At 36.6% G+C, this 17452-nt stretch carries 15 protein-coding genes; 14 read left to right on the top strand and 1 reads right to left on the bottom strand.

The features are described 5' to 3' along the window. Positions 1–91: 91 nt before the first annotated feature. Complete coding sequence (locus ANA_RS23725) at positions 92–2734, bottom strand: NB-ARC domain-containing protein (RefSeq protein ID WP_015081277.1); 2643 nt, start codon at positions 2732–2734, stop codon at positions 92–94. 544 nt (positions 2735–3278) lie between these two features. Here ANA_RS23725 and ANA_RS17135 point away from each other — a divergent pair. The 14 genes from ANA_RS17135 to ANA_RS17075 all read left to right on the top strand — a co-directional run bounded on the left by ANA_RS17135 (position 3279) and on the right by ANA_RS17075 (position 17411). After that, positions 3279–3581, top strand: coding sequence for a hypothetical protein (locus ANA_RS17135; protein WP_015081276.1), 303 nt, complete (start codon positions 3279–3281; stop codon positions 3579–3581). A 300-nt stretch (positions 3582–3881) separates the two neighbouring features. Next, complete coding sequence (locus ANA_RS17130) at positions 3882–4142, top strand: hypothetical protein (protein ID WP_015081275.1); 261 nt, start codon at positions 3882–3884, stop codon at positions 4140–4142. Between the two features lie 218 nt (positions 4143–4360). Then, positions 4361–5755: a type IV secretory system conjugative DNA transfer family protein gene (locus ANA_RS17125; RefSeq protein ID WP_235081884.1), complete on the top strand. Its 1395-nt coding sequence runs from the start codon at positions 4361–4363 to the stop codon at positions 5753–5755. Positions 5756–5923: 168 nt separating this feature from the next. Continuing rightward, positions 5924–6670 (top strand): hypothetical protein, encoded by a 747-nt coding sequence (locus ANA_RS17120; RefSeq protein ID WP_015081273.1) that lies wholly within the window; start codon positions 5924–5926, stop codon positions 6668–6670. 16 nt (positions 6671–6686) lie between these two features. After that, positions 6687–7508 carry a TRAFAC clade GTPase domain-containing protein gene (locus ANA_RS17115; protein WP_015081272.1) on the top strand — a complete coding sequence of 274 codons (822 nt, stop codon included), beginning with the start codon at positions 6687–6689 and terminating at the stop codon, positions 7506–7508. Continuing rightward, entirely contained in the window at positions 7498–8403 is a 906-nt protein-coding gene (locus ANA_RS17110; RefSeq protein ID WP_015081271.1) for a hypothetical protein, read from the top strand. Before ANA_RS17115 ends, ANA_RS17110 begins: the two co-directional genes overlap by 11 nt. An 11-nt stretch (positions 8404–8414) precedes the next feature. Next, on the top strand, positions 8415–10508 hold the full coding sequence (locus ANA_RS17105; RefSeq protein WP_015081270.1) for a hypothetical protein: 2094 nt from the start codon (positions 8415–8417) through the stop codon (positions 10506–10508). A gap of 80 nt (positions 10509–10588) precedes the next feature. Beyond that, positions 10589–11677 (top strand): hypothetical protein, encoded by a 1089-nt coding sequence (locus ANA_RS17100; protein WP_015081269.1) that lies wholly within the window; start codon positions 10589–10591, stop codon positions 11675–11677. After that, entirely contained in the window at positions 11661–12905 is a 1245-nt protein-coding gene (locus ANA_RS17095) for a vWA domain-containing protein (protein ID WP_235081882.1), read from the top strand. The genes ANA_RS17100 and ANA_RS17095 overlap by 17 nt, the downstream gene beginning before the upstream one ends. An 8-nt stretch (positions 12906–12913) precedes the next feature. After that, a complete protein-coding gene (locus tag ANA_RS26130; RefSeq protein WP_051155214.1) occupies positions 12914–13234 on the top strand; it encodes a hypothetical protein in 321 nt (106 codons plus the stop codon). A gap of 257 nt (positions 13235–13491) precedes the next feature. Beyond that, positions 13492–13902, top strand: coding sequence for a hypothetical protein (locus tag ANA_RS26125; RefSeq protein WP_051155213.1), 411 nt, complete (start codon positions 13492–13494; stop codon positions 13900–13902). Between the two features lie 45 nt (positions 13903–13947). Continuing rightward, a complete protein-coding gene (locus tag ANA_RS17085) occupies positions 13948–14739 on the top strand; it encodes an ARC6/PARC6 family protein (protein WP_015081267.1) in 792 nt (263 codons plus the stop codon). Then, a complete protein-coding gene (locus ANA_RS23710; RefSeq protein ID WP_015081266.1) occupies positions 14740–15582 on the top strand; it encodes a hypothetical protein in 843 nt (280 codons plus the stop codon). A 41-nt stretch (positions 15583–15623) separates the two neighbouring features. Next, positions 15624–17411, top strand: coding sequence for a VWA domain-containing protein (locus ANA_RS17075; RefSeq protein ID WP_015081265.1), 1788 nt, complete (start codon positions 15624–15626; stop codon positions 17409–17411). Positions 17412–17452 lie beyond the last annotated feature (41 nt).

The following is a 17452-nucleotide window of genomic DNA, read 5'->3' as shown; positions in this document are numbered from 1 at the left end:
CAAAAAAGATGGTAGAGACGTTCCATGTAACGTCTCTACAAGGGTTTCAGGTCACGCATATTTAATTTCTGGAGATGTCTTTGATCATATTTTAGTTAAATTCATAGTCTGGGATGTCGAAGTTTGATATCCCAGATTTATTTGGTAAATTCACTAATAATGCTGTCATTTCTTCTGCTTTTTGACGCATTTGTAATTGAGAAAAGCTTTTTTTCGCCAATCCTGCCCAATGAGTAGATTCTTTCCAATTACCTCTGGCTTGTTCTAATAAAGCATAGGAACGTTGACAGAAGGCAATACAGCGACAATCACCATGATTCTGTGCTGTAGGTAAACTTTTTTCTAGCCATTCTTGAGCCTCTTCTAATTCACCTGTTTGGATAGCTACTTGTGCCAACCAATCTTGAATGTAAGTAATTGCCCGTTCCCAGTGAATAACTTCAGCCTGATTTAATGCTGTACAATAAAGTTGCTTTGCAGTTGCGTATACTCCTGTGTGGAGACTAATTTGCGCTTCATAATAATTTATAAATAATGGTGTGCGGGGATGTAATAGTAGTTGATTTGTGTCTTCTTTGATCAGGTTTTTCCCTTGTTCTAACCATTCACTTGCTTCATTAAATTCCTGCTGATCAATGTGCAATACTGCAAAATTAATCAATACATTAAACTTAAAATTAATATCTTGATAGCTTTGTAAATCCCAAGCTTGTTGTAACAGTCTCTTTGCTTCTTGGCGTTCTGCTGGCTGATCAATTAAGGCTAATGTCCGACTTTTATCTAACAGCGACTCTGCTAAAATAACGTAATCTTGTCGCTGTTTTGCAGAAGCAATCAACCAGTCTATCCACGAAAGTCGTTCTTCCCAATGCCCTTGAAAGCGAGTATAGCCCTTTAATAATTGCCATAGTTGCCTGAATGTATCATACTCTTCCTCCGCAATGCAGTATTCAACGACTGCTCGCAGATTTGTCCATTCTGTTTCTAGTAATCGGCACATCTGCCATTCTTGCCAATCTTCATGTTGATATTGTGTTAGTAATTGTAGATACCAGCTTATCCATCTTTGCCGGACGGACTGCTCAAAATTGGGGTGATTATTGAGTTGAGCGATCGCACAATCACGAGTTAAAGACAACATTCCATAGCGGCCGTGAGGATATGGTTTCACTAAAGATAGTCTAACTAGACGTGCCATATCACTGGGAAGGCTACTATAGTGCAGATGATCAAAAGCCACAAAGGCGATCGCCTCACGGGAAACAGGACTAGGAAACAATGCCAGTGCCATCAGTAAATAATAGCTGTTTTGTTCATTTATTAGGGCAAATGATCCCTGAAAACACAGATGAACTAGATCGCTATTCGGTTGTGTCAAAGTTGCTAGAACATCCTTGAGTAAATAACCTTCTGCTAATTGTCCCATAGCTGCAACCATCGCTATGGGTACACCAGCGGTTTTCTGACAAAGTTTGAGAATTTCATCTTTATCTAGTTTTACACCTTTTTCCTCTGCCAATTGTTCAATTAGATAGAATGATTTTTTATCTGCTAAAGGTTCTAGATTAATTGATACTCCCCATTGGATCTGTTCACGACTAGTAATTACCACTTTAACAGTTGCAGGTAATTCATACAAAAAAGCTAGAACTCCTTCTATATCCTCAACAGTTTCTAAATTATCTACTAATAATAGAGTGCGTTGATAACTCAGAGAATGTAACAGTAAATCTATCTGCTCATTCTGATGGACAGGTAAATTATCCAGACAACCTAGAGAACGAGCGATCACTCTGATAATATCTGCAATGGTTTGCATCCTCTGATAACGTGGCAAAATCCCCCTACCTGTTAATCGCTGCGGTTGGGCTGAGGTAAAGATAATATGATCAAATATGGGCTGGTTTGGATCAGTTTCATCAGTTGTTTGGCAAGCTTGATAAGCGGCTTCTATCACCAAAGAAGTTTTGCCTAATCCTCCACTACCTACTACACTAATCCGCTGATAAGATTGTGAAGTGGATAAAAGTTCTACTATTCGATGTAGTTCTACTTCTCTGCCTACAAATTGGTTATAATCTCGAACCGGAAGATTGTCTACTAAGAGGAATCGCTTCTCTTGGCTACCATCCACTTCTATTTTCTGAGTTCGCAACATCTGCTCTGACTGATGTTGTTCTTGAATATTTAAAGAATCCCATTGTTTTAGCGATTCTTCATAAGTGCAATTAAATAGAGTCCGACACAAGCCATTAATTACCCAGTATTGAACATTTTCTTGTTCTAATCGCTGTAACTTGCGAATTGTTTCTTCACTGGGAGGATGATAACCGTTGCGTTCTACCCAAGCTTGAGCAAAACAACCCCAAGATATACCTCTACCGCATTCAAACTGACTTTTCAATTGAGTAGCGATCGCTTGCTTTAATTCTAGGGATATAGGTTTAGGATTAATCTCTTTGTGGGCATGATGTAATACAATCCGAGAAATTCCATCAATCAGCCAATATTGACAGTTTGTAGCCGTGCTAGAGTACAATAGGTCTGAAACCTCTTGTTCAGTAGGAGGATCACCTAATTGTTTTTCCCATTTACGCCAATACACTATGAAGTTGGCAGTTTCCTTTGCGAACTGTTTCTCAAAAGCCTTTTGTAACTTTTGTTTTTCTCCTCGATTAACGCGGATTGGGCGATCGCTCCTCTCAAAATTTTGAAACTCAGGTGGTATAGACATAGGTTAATTCGATTGCTAAGACTGGATAAATGCAAAAGCCAGTAGACGCAATTATTACTTACTGCGTTCATCATAGGTATTCCTCTAATTTACAGCTATTGGTATCTAAATAAAACATTTTTATCTAAGTTTGATATATAAGTGAAATTACTTAATTAATAAAAAGAACTTGTATAAGCTAGTTTTGTTGAATAGATAAATAATTTACACAATATGATAAACGTATAAATGCAAACAAGCAGTTAGGGTGCAATAAGAATAACATTGGTTTGCAATTGGTTTTGAGTTGGTTTCGTAAGTTACCACTAGAAAAATATTGATGAGAAAATTGAAAGCAGGTGATGAAAGCAACGTCAGGATCTGAATTTATGAAATACGAATACAACATCCAAATAGTTGATTTTAAACAAGTTAATACCCAGTCTAATACATTGGGACAGCAAAGTTGGGAACTGGTAATTTTGATTTACTCAATTAACTAATAGGAGCAAGCAAGAAACTAAAACCTGAATATCATTAGACAGGAAGGAATAAAGGAATAGCGATGACACACACCTTTATTTATGGTGAAGAGTATAGTCACTTAAATGAATTTTCTGGTAAAATACCGCATAGTGATATTAGCACTTGGACTGGAACATTAGGCATTCCCGATAAATCTTCGCTAAAAGTAGTTCAGATTTCACTTTATTTGGACGGACATTTAGAGCAGAATACAAATATTCTTCGAGGAAATTTTGCTCATTTTAAAATTGATGTAAAAAGTCATAGAACTTATTCTTGGAAATATAAAATTTTGCAAGGAAGGTGTAATTATCTTTATGTTCTTAGGTGGGGTTTCCAGTAATTTTCAATGGCTCTTCGGTACTTACTATGCTGAATCATTTTTTCAAACCCTAAAATCCTTATATGGTAAGGATTTGACGTTAATTCATCGGTGAATTTGACGTAAATTTGGCATCAAAAACAATGAAACCCTTTATTTATATGGGTTATGGGATAAATAAACTCATATTTGGCATAACAGGTACGGAAGAACCTTTTCAATTCATTTGCATAATTAGTCATCAAAGCTAAGATGATACTTATGGACAGATTGAAAGTTTATAAACAAAAGACTTGTAAGTAATGTAAGGAGAATGAATTTATGAACCCCGAAGGCGGAAAAATATTTAACAGATTTGTAAGTAGGGATATCACCATCCAGCAGTCGAAAGAAGCACCGGAGCAGACTAAAGCTTCTCAATCTGGAACTAGCCAAACACAAAAAACCACATCTCCTCAAAATCAAACCGAAAATCAACAAAGATTAGCACGTCTTAAAGCGCAAACTCAACAGCAACATCCTATTCCAGAAACACCAACTCCAAATAGTCCATCTGCCTCTTCTGGACCTTCTCCCAGTTAAGGTTTTTTCCTTGAGTCCGAGAAGGTATTTCAGAAGTATCAGGGTTTTTAAAGATGGAGAGATTTATTTTTGGGGTATTTGCCTTAATTTATCGGATTTTTGAGTTGCTTTTGACGTGGGTGTTCAAAGGAAACAGATGGACATTTCATCAGGTATTTAAAAGTCTAGGTGCTTCTGTCAACAGTAAAAATCTTTTGATTCTTGGACCTGGGGACTCATTGAAGCCATCTGTAAAATATAAAGAACTGTTTGACTATTCACAAACTGCCAGTAAAAAGGAAGTTTGTACTTTGTTCACAGGCAACCCCAAAAATGGTGATTTTTGGCTAGGAAGATATGTAAATTTTCGTAGTGGCAATCCATCCCTTCCTGCGGATATTTGGCTTCCCAACGATTTTTTACATGAGCATATTTTAATTGTCGGTGCAACTGGCTCTGGTAAAACAGAGTTGTTGTTGAAGTCAGCACAGAACTTGATGTTGAAAGGCAATTTAGTTTGTGTGGATGCTGCCGGTTTTTTGCCAGATAGATTTGCGGGTTTAGCACAAGGGGCGGGGTCAAAGTTAGTGTGTTGGGGTTTAAGTACAACTTGCAATAGAGTTGTTTGGAATTTTTTGGAGGAATTGGAAAAGTTTGGTAGAGAAAAAGAAATTAGAGCCATAGCAGAAGCCATTTATGGTAATCATAGCGATACAGACCATAACGCAGCTTTTTGGAAGCGAGACATTATGTGGTTGACAGCTATTCTTGGTGTAGTTGTAGAGGCACGAAAACAAAAGCTGATTCAATTAAATCCTAGTGATTTACCTGATTTGATTACAGATAGAAATGCTGTTCAGACATTGTTAAGTAACTTACCGAATGCTTTGAGTCAATGGGGATCTGATTTGTTTTCTTACATGAATCTTCCTGATGACCGTTTTGGAATGGATATCAGCTTTTTGCAAAATAAATTAAGCCCTTTCAAAGATCCCAACGTCAAGGCAATTTGTGATGGATCTAGTGGCATCTTTTTACTGCCAGCTTTTAACGGGACTGTTAGGCATACTTTAGTTATTGGTCAATCATTAGCAGATGGTAAGTTTGGTTCTTGTTTAGCAGGAGTGATGATTAGTTATGTGATGAATGTCATGTATCGTCGAATGAACAATCCTAAACATAATTGGACTCCAACTTACATTATTTGTGATGAAGCTCCTCGTTTGCAAAACCTTGATTATGAGGAGTTAACCGCTATTGGCCGTAATGCCAAAGCTAGTGTTTTCCTGATGTGTCAATCTATTGATCAGTTTCCTGAAAAAACAATGGCAGCACTAAACAACTGCCGAACACAAATACTTTTACAGGGAGTGAGTCACAAAACAGCAGATTGGTTAAGTAAACAGTTAGGTGAATATGAAAGGCAGGTGATAAGTATGTCTTTTCAAGGAGCATTTGGTCCTAGTCCTACCAATCAAAAAAATCTTAGCCATGAGCGCATACCTGTTTTAGGGGTAAGGGAGGTTACTAGCCGACCTTTAGGTGTTCTACCGAGTGGCTTGAGTGCTATTATTCGAGTCAATACTGCAAAGAGTCCAACTACTAAAGCTTTTTTGACAGATTATTCAAGTTAAGATTAATCACTGATTAATTTGCATAAACTGATTAAGTCTATTTACTGAAAAAAGTGTTACAAAAACACATAGAACTTAACTTTGTGTCTCAAAAATTTACCTAATCTTTATGTGATTTGTACAAGGTTAATCGTGTATTATTTATAGGCATAGCAAAAGGTAAGGATTGTGGGAGTAGTTTATATAGGCGATCGCTCTACTGGAAAAACACACTTAGCAATGGAGTTAGCTAACCCAAAAAATGAGTATGTCAATGTGATTAACCAGGACTACGATTTTCTGAAGTCCAATCTCCGGTTTGATGAAATTTCTGGCACTATTGCACAAACAGAAGTCATCTTAGATCGGTTCTTAGATATTCAAGTCCGACTACCCACAGGTAATAAACAAGTCCTTGTGGATTGGATAGATACACCAGGAGAAGTATGGAGAAAAAGCTGGCAACAGGATAATCAAACTGAGTGGAATACATTTTTGCAAACTATCCGCGAAAGTGAAGGAATTTTGCTCATACTCCCACCTCATCGGGGGTTAAATTTTCAGTCAGGAGTAGATGTGGATCAATTTATGAGTCAACAACAATGGTCGAATAGGTTTGATCGCTGGGTAGATTTTTTCCGTCAAGACTGTCCTAAAGTCAGACATATAGTGATTTGTTTAAATAAAGCTGATATGTTTTGTAATCTAGTTGAGGAAGCCTCAAAACTTGCTTATAACCCCAATGGTGCTTCAATGAATTGGCAACAACGCCATTTATATAGTCTCCAACGTTATTTCCGACCTATTCAACCACAGTTAGAACAAATTAATAAAAGTATTTCTGGTTTATCAGTTCGTTGTTTTATTACATCTATTCATAATCGCTCTTTATTAGAGCTTCCTTGGATATATCTAGGTAGTTTTTTAGCTAAATAGTGAGGGTAAGATAAATATGGGAAACATTCGAGTTATTGGTCCACGAAGTTCTGGTAAAACTACTTATTTAGCGGCTTTAGCCTATCAGCCAGCTAGAGCCAGTCGGAAAAGTAAAGACTTTAAAGTTCAGGCTCTCAACGATGATACGAGAAAGTTAGCAGACAAAGCTGAAAACATTATTGTTGAAGGTGGTTCTTTAGAACCTAGTATTACTCAAGTCAGAACAATTGATGATTTAGCTGTCTACTCATTTAATATAGAAGTTAAAAAGGGATTCGCTAAAGAAAATTTTACATTAGCTGTTAGAGATTATCCAGGAGAAATTTTTGATGAATTAGAATATGGTTCATCAAATCCACTACATCAAGAATTTCTCGATGAATGTTTAACAAAAGATGTCAGTGGCTGTTTGATTTTATTAACGGAATGGAAACATGGAACTGATAAATCTTACAGCCGAGTTTTAAAACGCTTTATTGACCAAATGGATAAACATGAGAGAACTAATGATTTGCGTCTGGCAGTGGTAATGAGTAAGTGTGAAAGAGGGGAACTTTGGCCTGGTCGTCTAGAACCAGAAATTGACTTATTTGATGTTCATCTTCCAGAAACTAAAAAGGTTTTAACAGACGCAATTTCTCGTAAAAACTTGAATTTTTACGCCATATCAACTTTTGGGGTGTTGGGACGTAATGACCCTCGACCTAATCGAATTGAAGAATGGGGAACTGATGGTAAAAATTCCGTTTTGCGACAGGCAAATCGTTGGCAACCTTACGGTTTGATTTCCCCTCTCTATTGGTTAAGTACAGGTAAAAGGATGAGTTATGATGCGTGATTTATTCAAGAAATATGCTGCTTCTGTTTCTGAACCCATACAAAGTAGTGCGGTAATTAGAGTCATAGGCGATCGCAGTGCGGGAAAAACGGCATTTATGGCCTCTCTAGCACGCTGGCCTAATGCTGATCCTAAAAGTCCAGTCCAGACTGTCACCCCTGTAGGTGAAGCAGGAGAGGAGCTAGTTAGTAAAGCGCAAAATTTATTAGAGCAAGGGTTACAACTAGAGCCAACTCCGCTAGATGCTAATGCAGCAGATGTTAAGGATTACACTCTCAGAATTACCCTCAAGGGACAGTTTTCTTGGAAAAATCCTAAAGTTACGATAGGTTCACAATTAGTAAATCTCAATATCAGTTGCAAAGATTATGCTGGAGAGTTTTTTAGTGATCTTCTGCAACGATCAGGTAATCCAATGCTACAAGATTACATTGAAGATTGTTTGCAAGCGACAGGAATCATGTTTTTACTTGATGGCAACAGCAGACGCAAAGACTTTGAATATGCAACAGCTTTAGATAAGTTCTTAACTGCTATTGATCGCACAGATATTAACGTTGGAGCGAGAAAAATCGCCTTAGTGCTAACTAAGTGTGAACAATCAGAGTTATGGGTTAATCGGCACAAGCCAGATTTTCTAGCTGAGGCTTGCTTTCCTCAAGTATGTAAAAAGTTACAGGCTTGGCAACAGGATGCAGGTAGGGTTAACTATTTTACCGCTTCGGCTTTTGGGATGTTAGGACATAAATATCCTGAACCCAATGTTAACTTACTAGGTCGTGGTCGTAATGGTGTAGCAGCGGTCATCAAAGATCCAAAATGCTGGCGGCCTTTTGGCTTAGTAGCTCCGATTTATTGGTTATGTACAGGCGATCGCCATAGAGAATTAGATTAAGGGTTAAGTATATGAATTCATCAATCATTGAAATTCACGAATTTAGTACCGGTATTAGGTCACAGCAAACTGCTGACGGTGGTTGGGTGTCGTTAGGGTTCACGGGACAATACATGAATGCCACAATTGTTCGTATTCCTGATGCTGTTGAGATATCTATTGCTAATCGAGAATTTGCTGTTGCTGAAGGTGCTTCCAGCGATCAACCTGCAATTATTGGTCGGGTGTTAGGAACAGGAGAAGATACCTGGTCTGTAATTGCCATAGTTACACGTGGACGGGATGAAAAGGGACGTAGTGCTTCTATGTACCGTTATTTTCTCACTCAGGGATCTGAGGGATATCAAAATCTGCGGCTAATACTTGCTTGGTGGGAGAGTCAGGAAACACCTCTTACTTTTAATCCCTTTGATGTTAGAGAGATGGGGAAACCTAATTTATGTAATGTTGACGAAACTTCTACTCAATTTCGCAAGCCATCAGCAGAAGCTATAGCAATTCCTGTAAATACACCTGAACCAATATTGCTAACTCCACAGCAGCAATACGATTTACAAGCCCTGAATACTTTAGCATTCAAAAAATACAATGCTAATAAAAATGGTCAAGCTATTTCTTGGGCGTTTAATGTAGAAGCTTTAGAAAAACCAGAACGGTTTTTAGTAATTCAAGCTGCTTCTGACAGGGCTTATCAAATATTGCAAAAAGCCATTACTAGCACTCCAAAAATATTAGCACCAGTTCTTACAGATGAAGAGGCTCTTAAATCAGCGATTCGGGGCTTGATGAATAGTTCCCAGGTCAAACCGGAAAATATAAAAATAATTGCAGATGCTTTAGCAAATAAACAAATCACCTCAGCATATTGGCACACTCTATTTGATGGACAAGGAGCTAAAACAGCTATTGCTCAGAAAATATATAGCCCCCAAATGGTGAGATTAATAACTTTAAGAGCAGTTGTAATTCCAGAGACAATGTTAGAGTTTTTGGGTTGGTTAAATATCAAACCTGGTCAAAAACCTGATGATAATCAAACTGTTTCTCTGGAATTTCAAAACAGTATTCGCCGGAATTTACCTCAAGACAAACTAGCAAATAGTATCAAATCTATCTTACCAGAACTGTTAAAGCAATCATCAATAATTACGCCAGAATCTATTCGATGGCTGTTAAAAAGTAATGACAGTGCTTGGGCAGCTTGTTATCAAGAATTTATCAATGATATTTTGTACGATTTAAAGTTAATTGTTAATAGCCTCAAGGATAAAACAATTATTCCATCTGATTTTTGTAAATGCGATCCTCAGACTTGGGAAAGTTTAAATAACTCCAAAAAATTCATATATTCAAGTTATAGTCATCATAAACAAGAAGAATATGCTTCTTTTGCTAAATTATTTGAGAGTTTGCAAGAATATCCACTTTCTGCTTACTTCTACCAAGTGAGTCAGGACATAGTGCCTAAGAAAATATTTGAAAGACTTCCAAATAGCGATAATAATTATGTCCTTGATTTTATAGGACTGCGGTTGAATAGAGAAGTTACTTTTCTGGAAGAAATTATCTATTATTTGTTTTACTGGAGGTATATTGTGCCAATTCAAGTTGTTGTTATTTTGTCAATTTTCTTATCAATCTTATCTTTTACAGGTGGCGTACTTTTAGAGAGGAGATCACAATCTTCAAATAATGGTGGTGCTGAGTCAGTAGGAGTTAATACAACAGCAGCTATAGAAAAATCAAGTTCCCATAATTGGAAAATCAACGGAAGTCAAGACTTTGAGAGAACTAGAAAAGCAATTGATGAAATAATTATAAATATTAACAAGGAAGAGAAGGCACAAAGCAAAAAACCAACTAATCGCAAAGAAATTATTCAAAAAATAAAAGTTGTTCTCAATGTAGAAAAATATGTTAATTATGATAACGCAAAACCATCTGCTGGAAAAGACACAGATAATTTTGTATATGCAATATATGAATATCAAAAATCCCAATTCCCTAACAATAAATCTTACTGGGATGGAATTATAATTCCAAAAGGAAAAACAGCTACAAAATTAGAGGAAGATGTAAAAAATAAATTAGAGCTACAAAATTAGAGGAAGATGTAAAAAATAAATTAGGTTTACTATCAAGTCCACCTCCTATCCGATAACTTTACTCAATAAATCAACAGATTATGAGAATCTACCTTTACATATTAGCCGGCTTATCATCAGCCTTAATTGGCTGGAACATTGGACAATTTTTCCTTACCGATATAGGGCTATTCAAAGAATTTCCAGAAGTTACCCTATTTCCCTGTATTGCTATCTCTCTCGCTTGTGGAATGGTGATGAATGAAATATTTATCAGTAACCCCACAAGACCTAAACTCAGTTGGCGTATTGCTAAAACTCCCTTACTAATAGCCGTAGGTTTAGGAACTTTAGCAGGTTTAATTTCTGGTGGGATATCCCAAATTCTGTTCTTGCCACAAATTCGCTTTCCTACCCCAATTGTCAGAATCATTGGTTGGCTTTTAATTGGGGCTTCAGTTGGTCTTGCAGAAGGGTTAACTTGGCGGTGGCATAGTATGGAAGCCGGCGACCCCAAACGCTTTTGGCAGAGGTTCAAAGTTAGTGTTCTTGGTGCTAGTACAGCGAGTTTATTTGCTGCGGCAATTTTTGAACTTATTCGTACTACATTAGGAGCAATGCCAGCAGAATTTAAAGGTGTTGAAGATCCTTTAGGTTTTTCTATTTTAGGGTTGTTGTTAGGTTTAACATTTAGCATCACCAATTCACCTAGTTATTTAGGTGCTTTGAGGGCTGGTACTGGCTTTGAGTACACAGGAGAAAACTACGAGGATATTGATCCAAATCTACAACCTGTTAATAAAAGTTCCCCCTGTATTGATAAATCCATACTCAAATTTGTCAATAATGGTGATGCTTATGAAATTGAAGAAGGTTTATCAATTCAATTACCTGGAACTGGTACAGTTAGAATTGGTTCTGCCGTCAAAAAGGCAAATATTTATATTCCTGGATTACCCCTGCACGTTGCCGATTTAGAGTTAAAAAATCGTGATGCAATACTAAAACCAAATCGCGTAGCTTTTAACTGTATTGAAGTCAACGGTGAACGTTTGACTTCTGGCGATGATATTCGTCGCTTAAAACATAATTACGTTTTGACATTTTACTCGGAGAAAAAAGATGGCATTAAAGAACCAAAAATCTATCGTTTTGTTTACTACAATCGCTTCCTTGACCCACAAGCTTAGTTTGTCAGTTTTGATGTTAGTTACTCTAGCTTCTCCCAGTTTTGGACAGGCAAAAGTTGCAGAAATTGTGGGTAATCCTAAAGTTACTGATGACCAAATAAATGTGAGAATCAAGGTTAAAAGTAAAGAAGATAGACCTGTAATGGGTCTACAAGATACGGACTTTAAATTAAAAGTAGATAACAAAGAAGTTACATTTAAAAATCAAGACTGGAAAAGCCCTGAAGAAAGTGTACCTCCACCAGCTTGGATTGTAGTCCTACTAGATTTTAGTGGGAGTATGGATCAGCCAGATAGTAGAGGTGGTAAAAAAATTGTTGGCGCAATTAACGCTATTCGTAAATTCACGAAAATTTCCAGTGAACGAGGTGGTCAAACTCAGATAGCTATAGTTCCTTTTGGTGAACCTGGTGCTAAATGTGGAGGTTTTCCCATTAATAAAGACACTCTCGATAAATTTTTTCTGGCTAGAGATGTCAAATTACAAAATAATCTCGACTATCTTGCAGGTTTAAGACCTTGTGCTTCTACGGATTTATACGAGCCTCTGACTAAAGCAGTCAGATTTTTAGCTAATACTAAAGACACTCGTTTTTATCTACCAGAAGATTCCTCAGAACCACAGCCTAGACTCTCAATTATTTTGCTGTCAGATGGTTATCACAATAAAGCCAATGAAGAAAAAGATTTTCAAACTCTCAGCACTTTACTTAAACGCAATACTAATATCACTGTACATACCTTGGGTTATGGTTTAACACCACAACAATTAGGTCAAAAATATAAACTTGGAAAATCAGCTACTCGTGCTGATATTGGTAAAGGTGCTAAAAAAGTTCCTGAAGAGGAGTTTGTGGATCAAAAGCGGTTAGCGGAAATTGCCAAGTTAACTGGGGGGATTGCTGAATTTTCAGGAGATGCGGAAGCTATTGCAGAAAATTTGCAATTATTCCTGAATGCTTTATTAGGAGAGTACGAAATTACCTATACCGAACCCAATCCAGAACGTGGTTCGCAGCACAATGTCCAGGTTGAAGTGAGTTCCCCAGGAGGTACACCAGTTACGTCACAACCAAAAAGTTACAGGATTGGTGTTTTTGGGCGATCGCTTCCTTTACCAACGCGACTAATAATGCTTGGATGTATTTTGGGAACAATGGGACTTGGTGGTGCTTTGCCATTTTACTTTTGGGGACAATATCTAAAACAAGAAGCGTTAAGGGATTAATTAAAGTTATGAATCATCTAAGTAAAAATCTTTCCCTTACCACTTTAATTTGCTTTGTGACTGCTGCTTGTTCTCAAAACAAAACAACCACTGCAATAACTCCTGTTCCATGTCCAAATCAACCAACAATAGTTCTTGAATCTAACAATGTTAAACCAATTGATTTCAGCACTCAATCTATCACACAATCAGGTATGGTCAGCAGTAACAAATCACTAGGATATACCTTTGAAGCTAAGTCAGGTCAAAAGCTTTCCTATACAACTAATCAAGATATAACCAAAAAAATCCAGCTAGTGGTTGTCCAGATAGACCTAGCGGTTCTTTAGAGAGTAAAGATGTTAAACCAATTCAGCTTTCATCTCAAACTATCACAGAAACAGGTCAAGCAAAAGCAGATCACTATTTAGGGTATACATTTGCAGCGAAATCTGGTCAAAAATTAAGTTACCAATCTAATGATGATATTTGTGTCTGGATTTTTGCACCAGATAATAGTATCATCAGCAGTAAAGATTTATCTCAAACGGGTAAATATATTATTCAAGTTACAGCCCCTAAAGGGTTAAGAAACTTTGAATTGAAAATGGGTTTAGATGTTTCTCAACCGTTATTTGCTTCATCTTCAACATCTCTACAAACCAATGTATCAACTGTATCAACGACAACCAGACAAGATCCTGAAAATTTTGTGAGAACTCATTATATCTCGCTTAACAAGCGTCAATATAGTGAAACATGGAGTCATCTTTCTGCTAGATTTAAAAACGAATCTGCTAGTTATTCGGAGTATCAACAATGGTGGAATAGTGTTAGGGAAATCAAAATTGGTAATATTAAACAGGTAAAACAGCGTGGTGATATGGCTATAGTAGACGCAGAATTATGGTACTTAAAGAATGATGGTAAAACTTATCCAGATTCAAAAAATCGTATCTACTTGATATGGAGTAACGATTCTAATAGTTGGTTATTTGATCGTAAATTATCACCTTAGATGCAACAATAAATTAATGTTCAACTCAACCAGGTATTTATCAATATGAAAAAACTAATTCTCTGTTTTACTTTTTTAGCAATTTCTGGATGTGACGCTTTACGAGGTTCATCTTTATTAGTGTCTCCCGCTTCTGCAAAGTGTCCAGAAAAACCTACAGTAGTTCTGAGTGAAAAAGATGTTGAAGAAATTTCACTAAATGATCAAACACTAACTAAATCAGGTCAAGCTAGTTCTACTAAAGCTATTGGTTATAAATTTGCAGCCCAATCAGGGGAAAGAATTAGCTTATCAACTAATCCTGATATTTGTACTTGGGTTTATAGTCCAGATAATCAAATTATTTCAGGAGGAAAATTACCAAAAACTGGAAAGTATATTATTGAAGTGTCTGCACCGAAAGGTACAAAAAATTTTGATTTACAAATAAGATTATTAGATATTGTTTTAACTAAGGATGTAGCATTAGAAATAGTAAAAAGATGGTATAAAGCCAAACCCCAAATATTTGCACCTCCTTTTGATACAACTTTAATTGAACAAATAACTACAGGAAAATTGTATTCAAGCCTAACAAGTCCTGATAGTTCAGTTGCTTGGCTCAAAAAGTATGATTCTTATTACAAATATAATAAATCAGAAATTACCAATGTGATGAATTTTTCTAATTCTGGTAAAGAAGGATATATTAACATAAAGGTATTGGAAGAACTTTATCTTCATAGTCCTAAAGGCATTGATCAAGAAAGTTCAGGAACATTTACAATTAATGCTACATACTATTTCAGAAATGATAATGGAGTATGGAAAATAAGTGATTATCAAAAATCCCGTTAAATGAAAAACATGATAATAAATCAAAAGATTAAAATTATGATAAATTCAGTACAAAGATTATTGCTTCTTCAATTCCTAGTTGTTTTTGTTTTAGGTTGTACCAGTAAATCTCAAATATCCCAAGAAGTATATAAAACCTTAACAGGTTGTCCTGAAAAGTCTACAGTTGTTCTGACTGCTAATAACGTTAAAGAAATTTCACTTAATAATCAAATAGTTAAAGAATCAGGTCAAGCTAGTTCTAATAAATCTGTTGCATATATTTTTGAAGCTACTGCTGGACAAGAATTTCAATACAAAACTGGTGATGATAATATTTGTATTTGGATGTATTCACCAGATAATCAAATTTTAAATAATATGATAATTCCTAAAAATGGTAAGTATACTGTACAAATTGCTGCCCTTAAAGGAGCAACTAGTTTTAACTTAGAAATGAGCTTACACAATAAAAATACAAATGTTACTAAAACCGAAAAATCATCTTCAGTAAACAGTAACTATACTCCTAGTAAATCTCAAGGTATTGGCTGGATTTGGCTAGGTTCTATTAATAATAAATTAGGAACTTTTTCCTATGGAGAACCATTAATACCTTCCAAAACTCAGCCAGTAACAATTACCCCATCTGTTGTACCTTCTCTTGGAGCAATTGTAATACTAAAGTCTGCGACAAATCTACGAGCTAATATACCACAGCCACCTAAATTTAAACTACCTGATAGAGTTAGTAAACCTCTGAAAACAGGACAAAAACTAGAAATTATTAGGGTAGAAGCTTTTGTAGAAAATAATTCTGATAAAGAATATACCAGAGTCTGGGCAGAAGTTGGAAATCCCTAAATAAATATTAATGAACTCAAAATTGATTAACTTAGAAAATTATGCAAAACATATTTAGAAACTTAAGACAAAACAAACCCTTACTCTTTGGACTTTATGGTGCAATTGGTTGTTTGATAGCGGCAATATTACTAGGAGAACCATTGTTAGCACTTACTAAACTTACACCATCCCCACCCACACAAAAAACTCCCCAAGCAATTGTTTTGTTAATTGATACTTCTGGTAGTATGAGTGATGGCAAATTGACAGAAGTAAAATCCGCCGCTACCAACTTTGTACAACGTCGCAATCTCAATCAAGATCAATTAGCAGTGGTTAATTTTGGTTTAGAAGTTAAAACGGTTTCTCCCTTAACTCGTGATGCTAATACATTAACAAATGCGATCGCATCCCTATCAGAAAATGGTGGTACTCCGATGGCTGAAGGTATAGACAAAGCTGTTGGAGAATTACAATCTACCAACTTACGTCGCAACATCTTGTTATTTACCGATGGCGTACCAAATTCTCCCAGTATTGCTCAGTTATCAGCCAACTCTGCCAGAAATCAAAGAATTAACTTCATTGCCGTTGCTACTGATGGTGCTGACGTAAATTATTTGGCACAACTAACAGGCGATCCCAGCCTGGTATTCTATGCTAATTCTGGTCAATTCGATCAAGCCTTCCGCAACGCTGAAGCCGCAATTTATAAACAATTAGTAGAATCTAGTCCCACAGGAGATTACGGAGTAGTATATTCCTCTTTACGAATTGGTGGCTGGACTGCCTTTCTAGCAATGGGCATATCACTAGCCCTGATTATGGGACAAAACTCCTATATGCACCTTCCCCTCTTAACACTCCGTGAAGGTAGTATTAGCACTCTTGGTAGCCTCGCCGCAGGTATGGTTGCTGGAGGTGCAGGTCAATTACTCTTTGTTCCTCTTACTAATATTCCCATACCTATCATAGTTGAAGGTATCATGCACTGGTCAGTCGCCAGTGCCGTTTTAACAGGAATTATTTCCTTCACTATACCTAAACTTAAAAAACTCAACCTACCCAAAGCCATAGTTGCTGGTGGTATTAGTGGTGCATTAGGTGCTGGTGCTTGGGTAATTACTGCTGGTATTTTAGGTGATTTATTCGGCCGGATAGCTGGAGCAATTGTCTTTGGTATTTGTATTCAAGTATTGGCTGGTTCTACTTTTGGTTGGGTCGCAGGGATAGGAGTATTAGTCTTTGGTCAACTGCTATTTTTGCCTATTTCTGTTCTCTCCATCTTAGAACTTATAGGCAGAATCATCGGTTGGGCAATTTTAGGCATATTAGTAGGAGGTGGAACACGCTTTTTTGTCCCCAATCTCCAACTAACTAAAGCCTTATTTGGTGGCTCTGTTGGTGGTGTAATCGGGGCTATAGGTTTTCTAGTTACGGCTGGTGTTTTTGGTGATATTCCTGGTCGTTTATCAGGTGCAGCTATCCTGGGCTTTTGTATTGGCTGGATGATTGCTTTTGCAGAACAAGAACAGTTGAATGAAGAACCTTATTTACTAGTGCATTGGACACCAACAGAACAGACACAATATTTATTAGGAACGAAACCCTTTTTAATAGGTAGTTCCCGTGAAGCTAACATCCCCTTAAACGCGTCCGAAGGATTCACTCCCATTACTGCAAAAATTTACAAAGAGGGGGAAAAAATTATGATGAATTTTGATCAAGAGTATGCAGCACAAAAAAATATGAAAAAAACTATCCAAGAGCTTAAAGTTGGCAATAAGCGGACTTTAGGGAGAATTACTATTGAAGTCAAATCTAGAACCAATCAGAAACCAACTTGAAAAAATATCATATACATAAACTACAATTAGGGTACATTTTG

This window comes from Anabaena sp. 90 (assembly GCF_000312705.1).
Classification (GTDB): Bacteria; Cyanobacteriota; Cyanobacteriia; order Cyanobacteriales; family Nostocaceae; genus Dolichospermum; species Dolichospermum lemmermannii.
The sequence above is the reverse complement of the archived record's forward strand: the minus strand, read 5'-3'. Positions and strand labels throughout refer to the sequence as shown.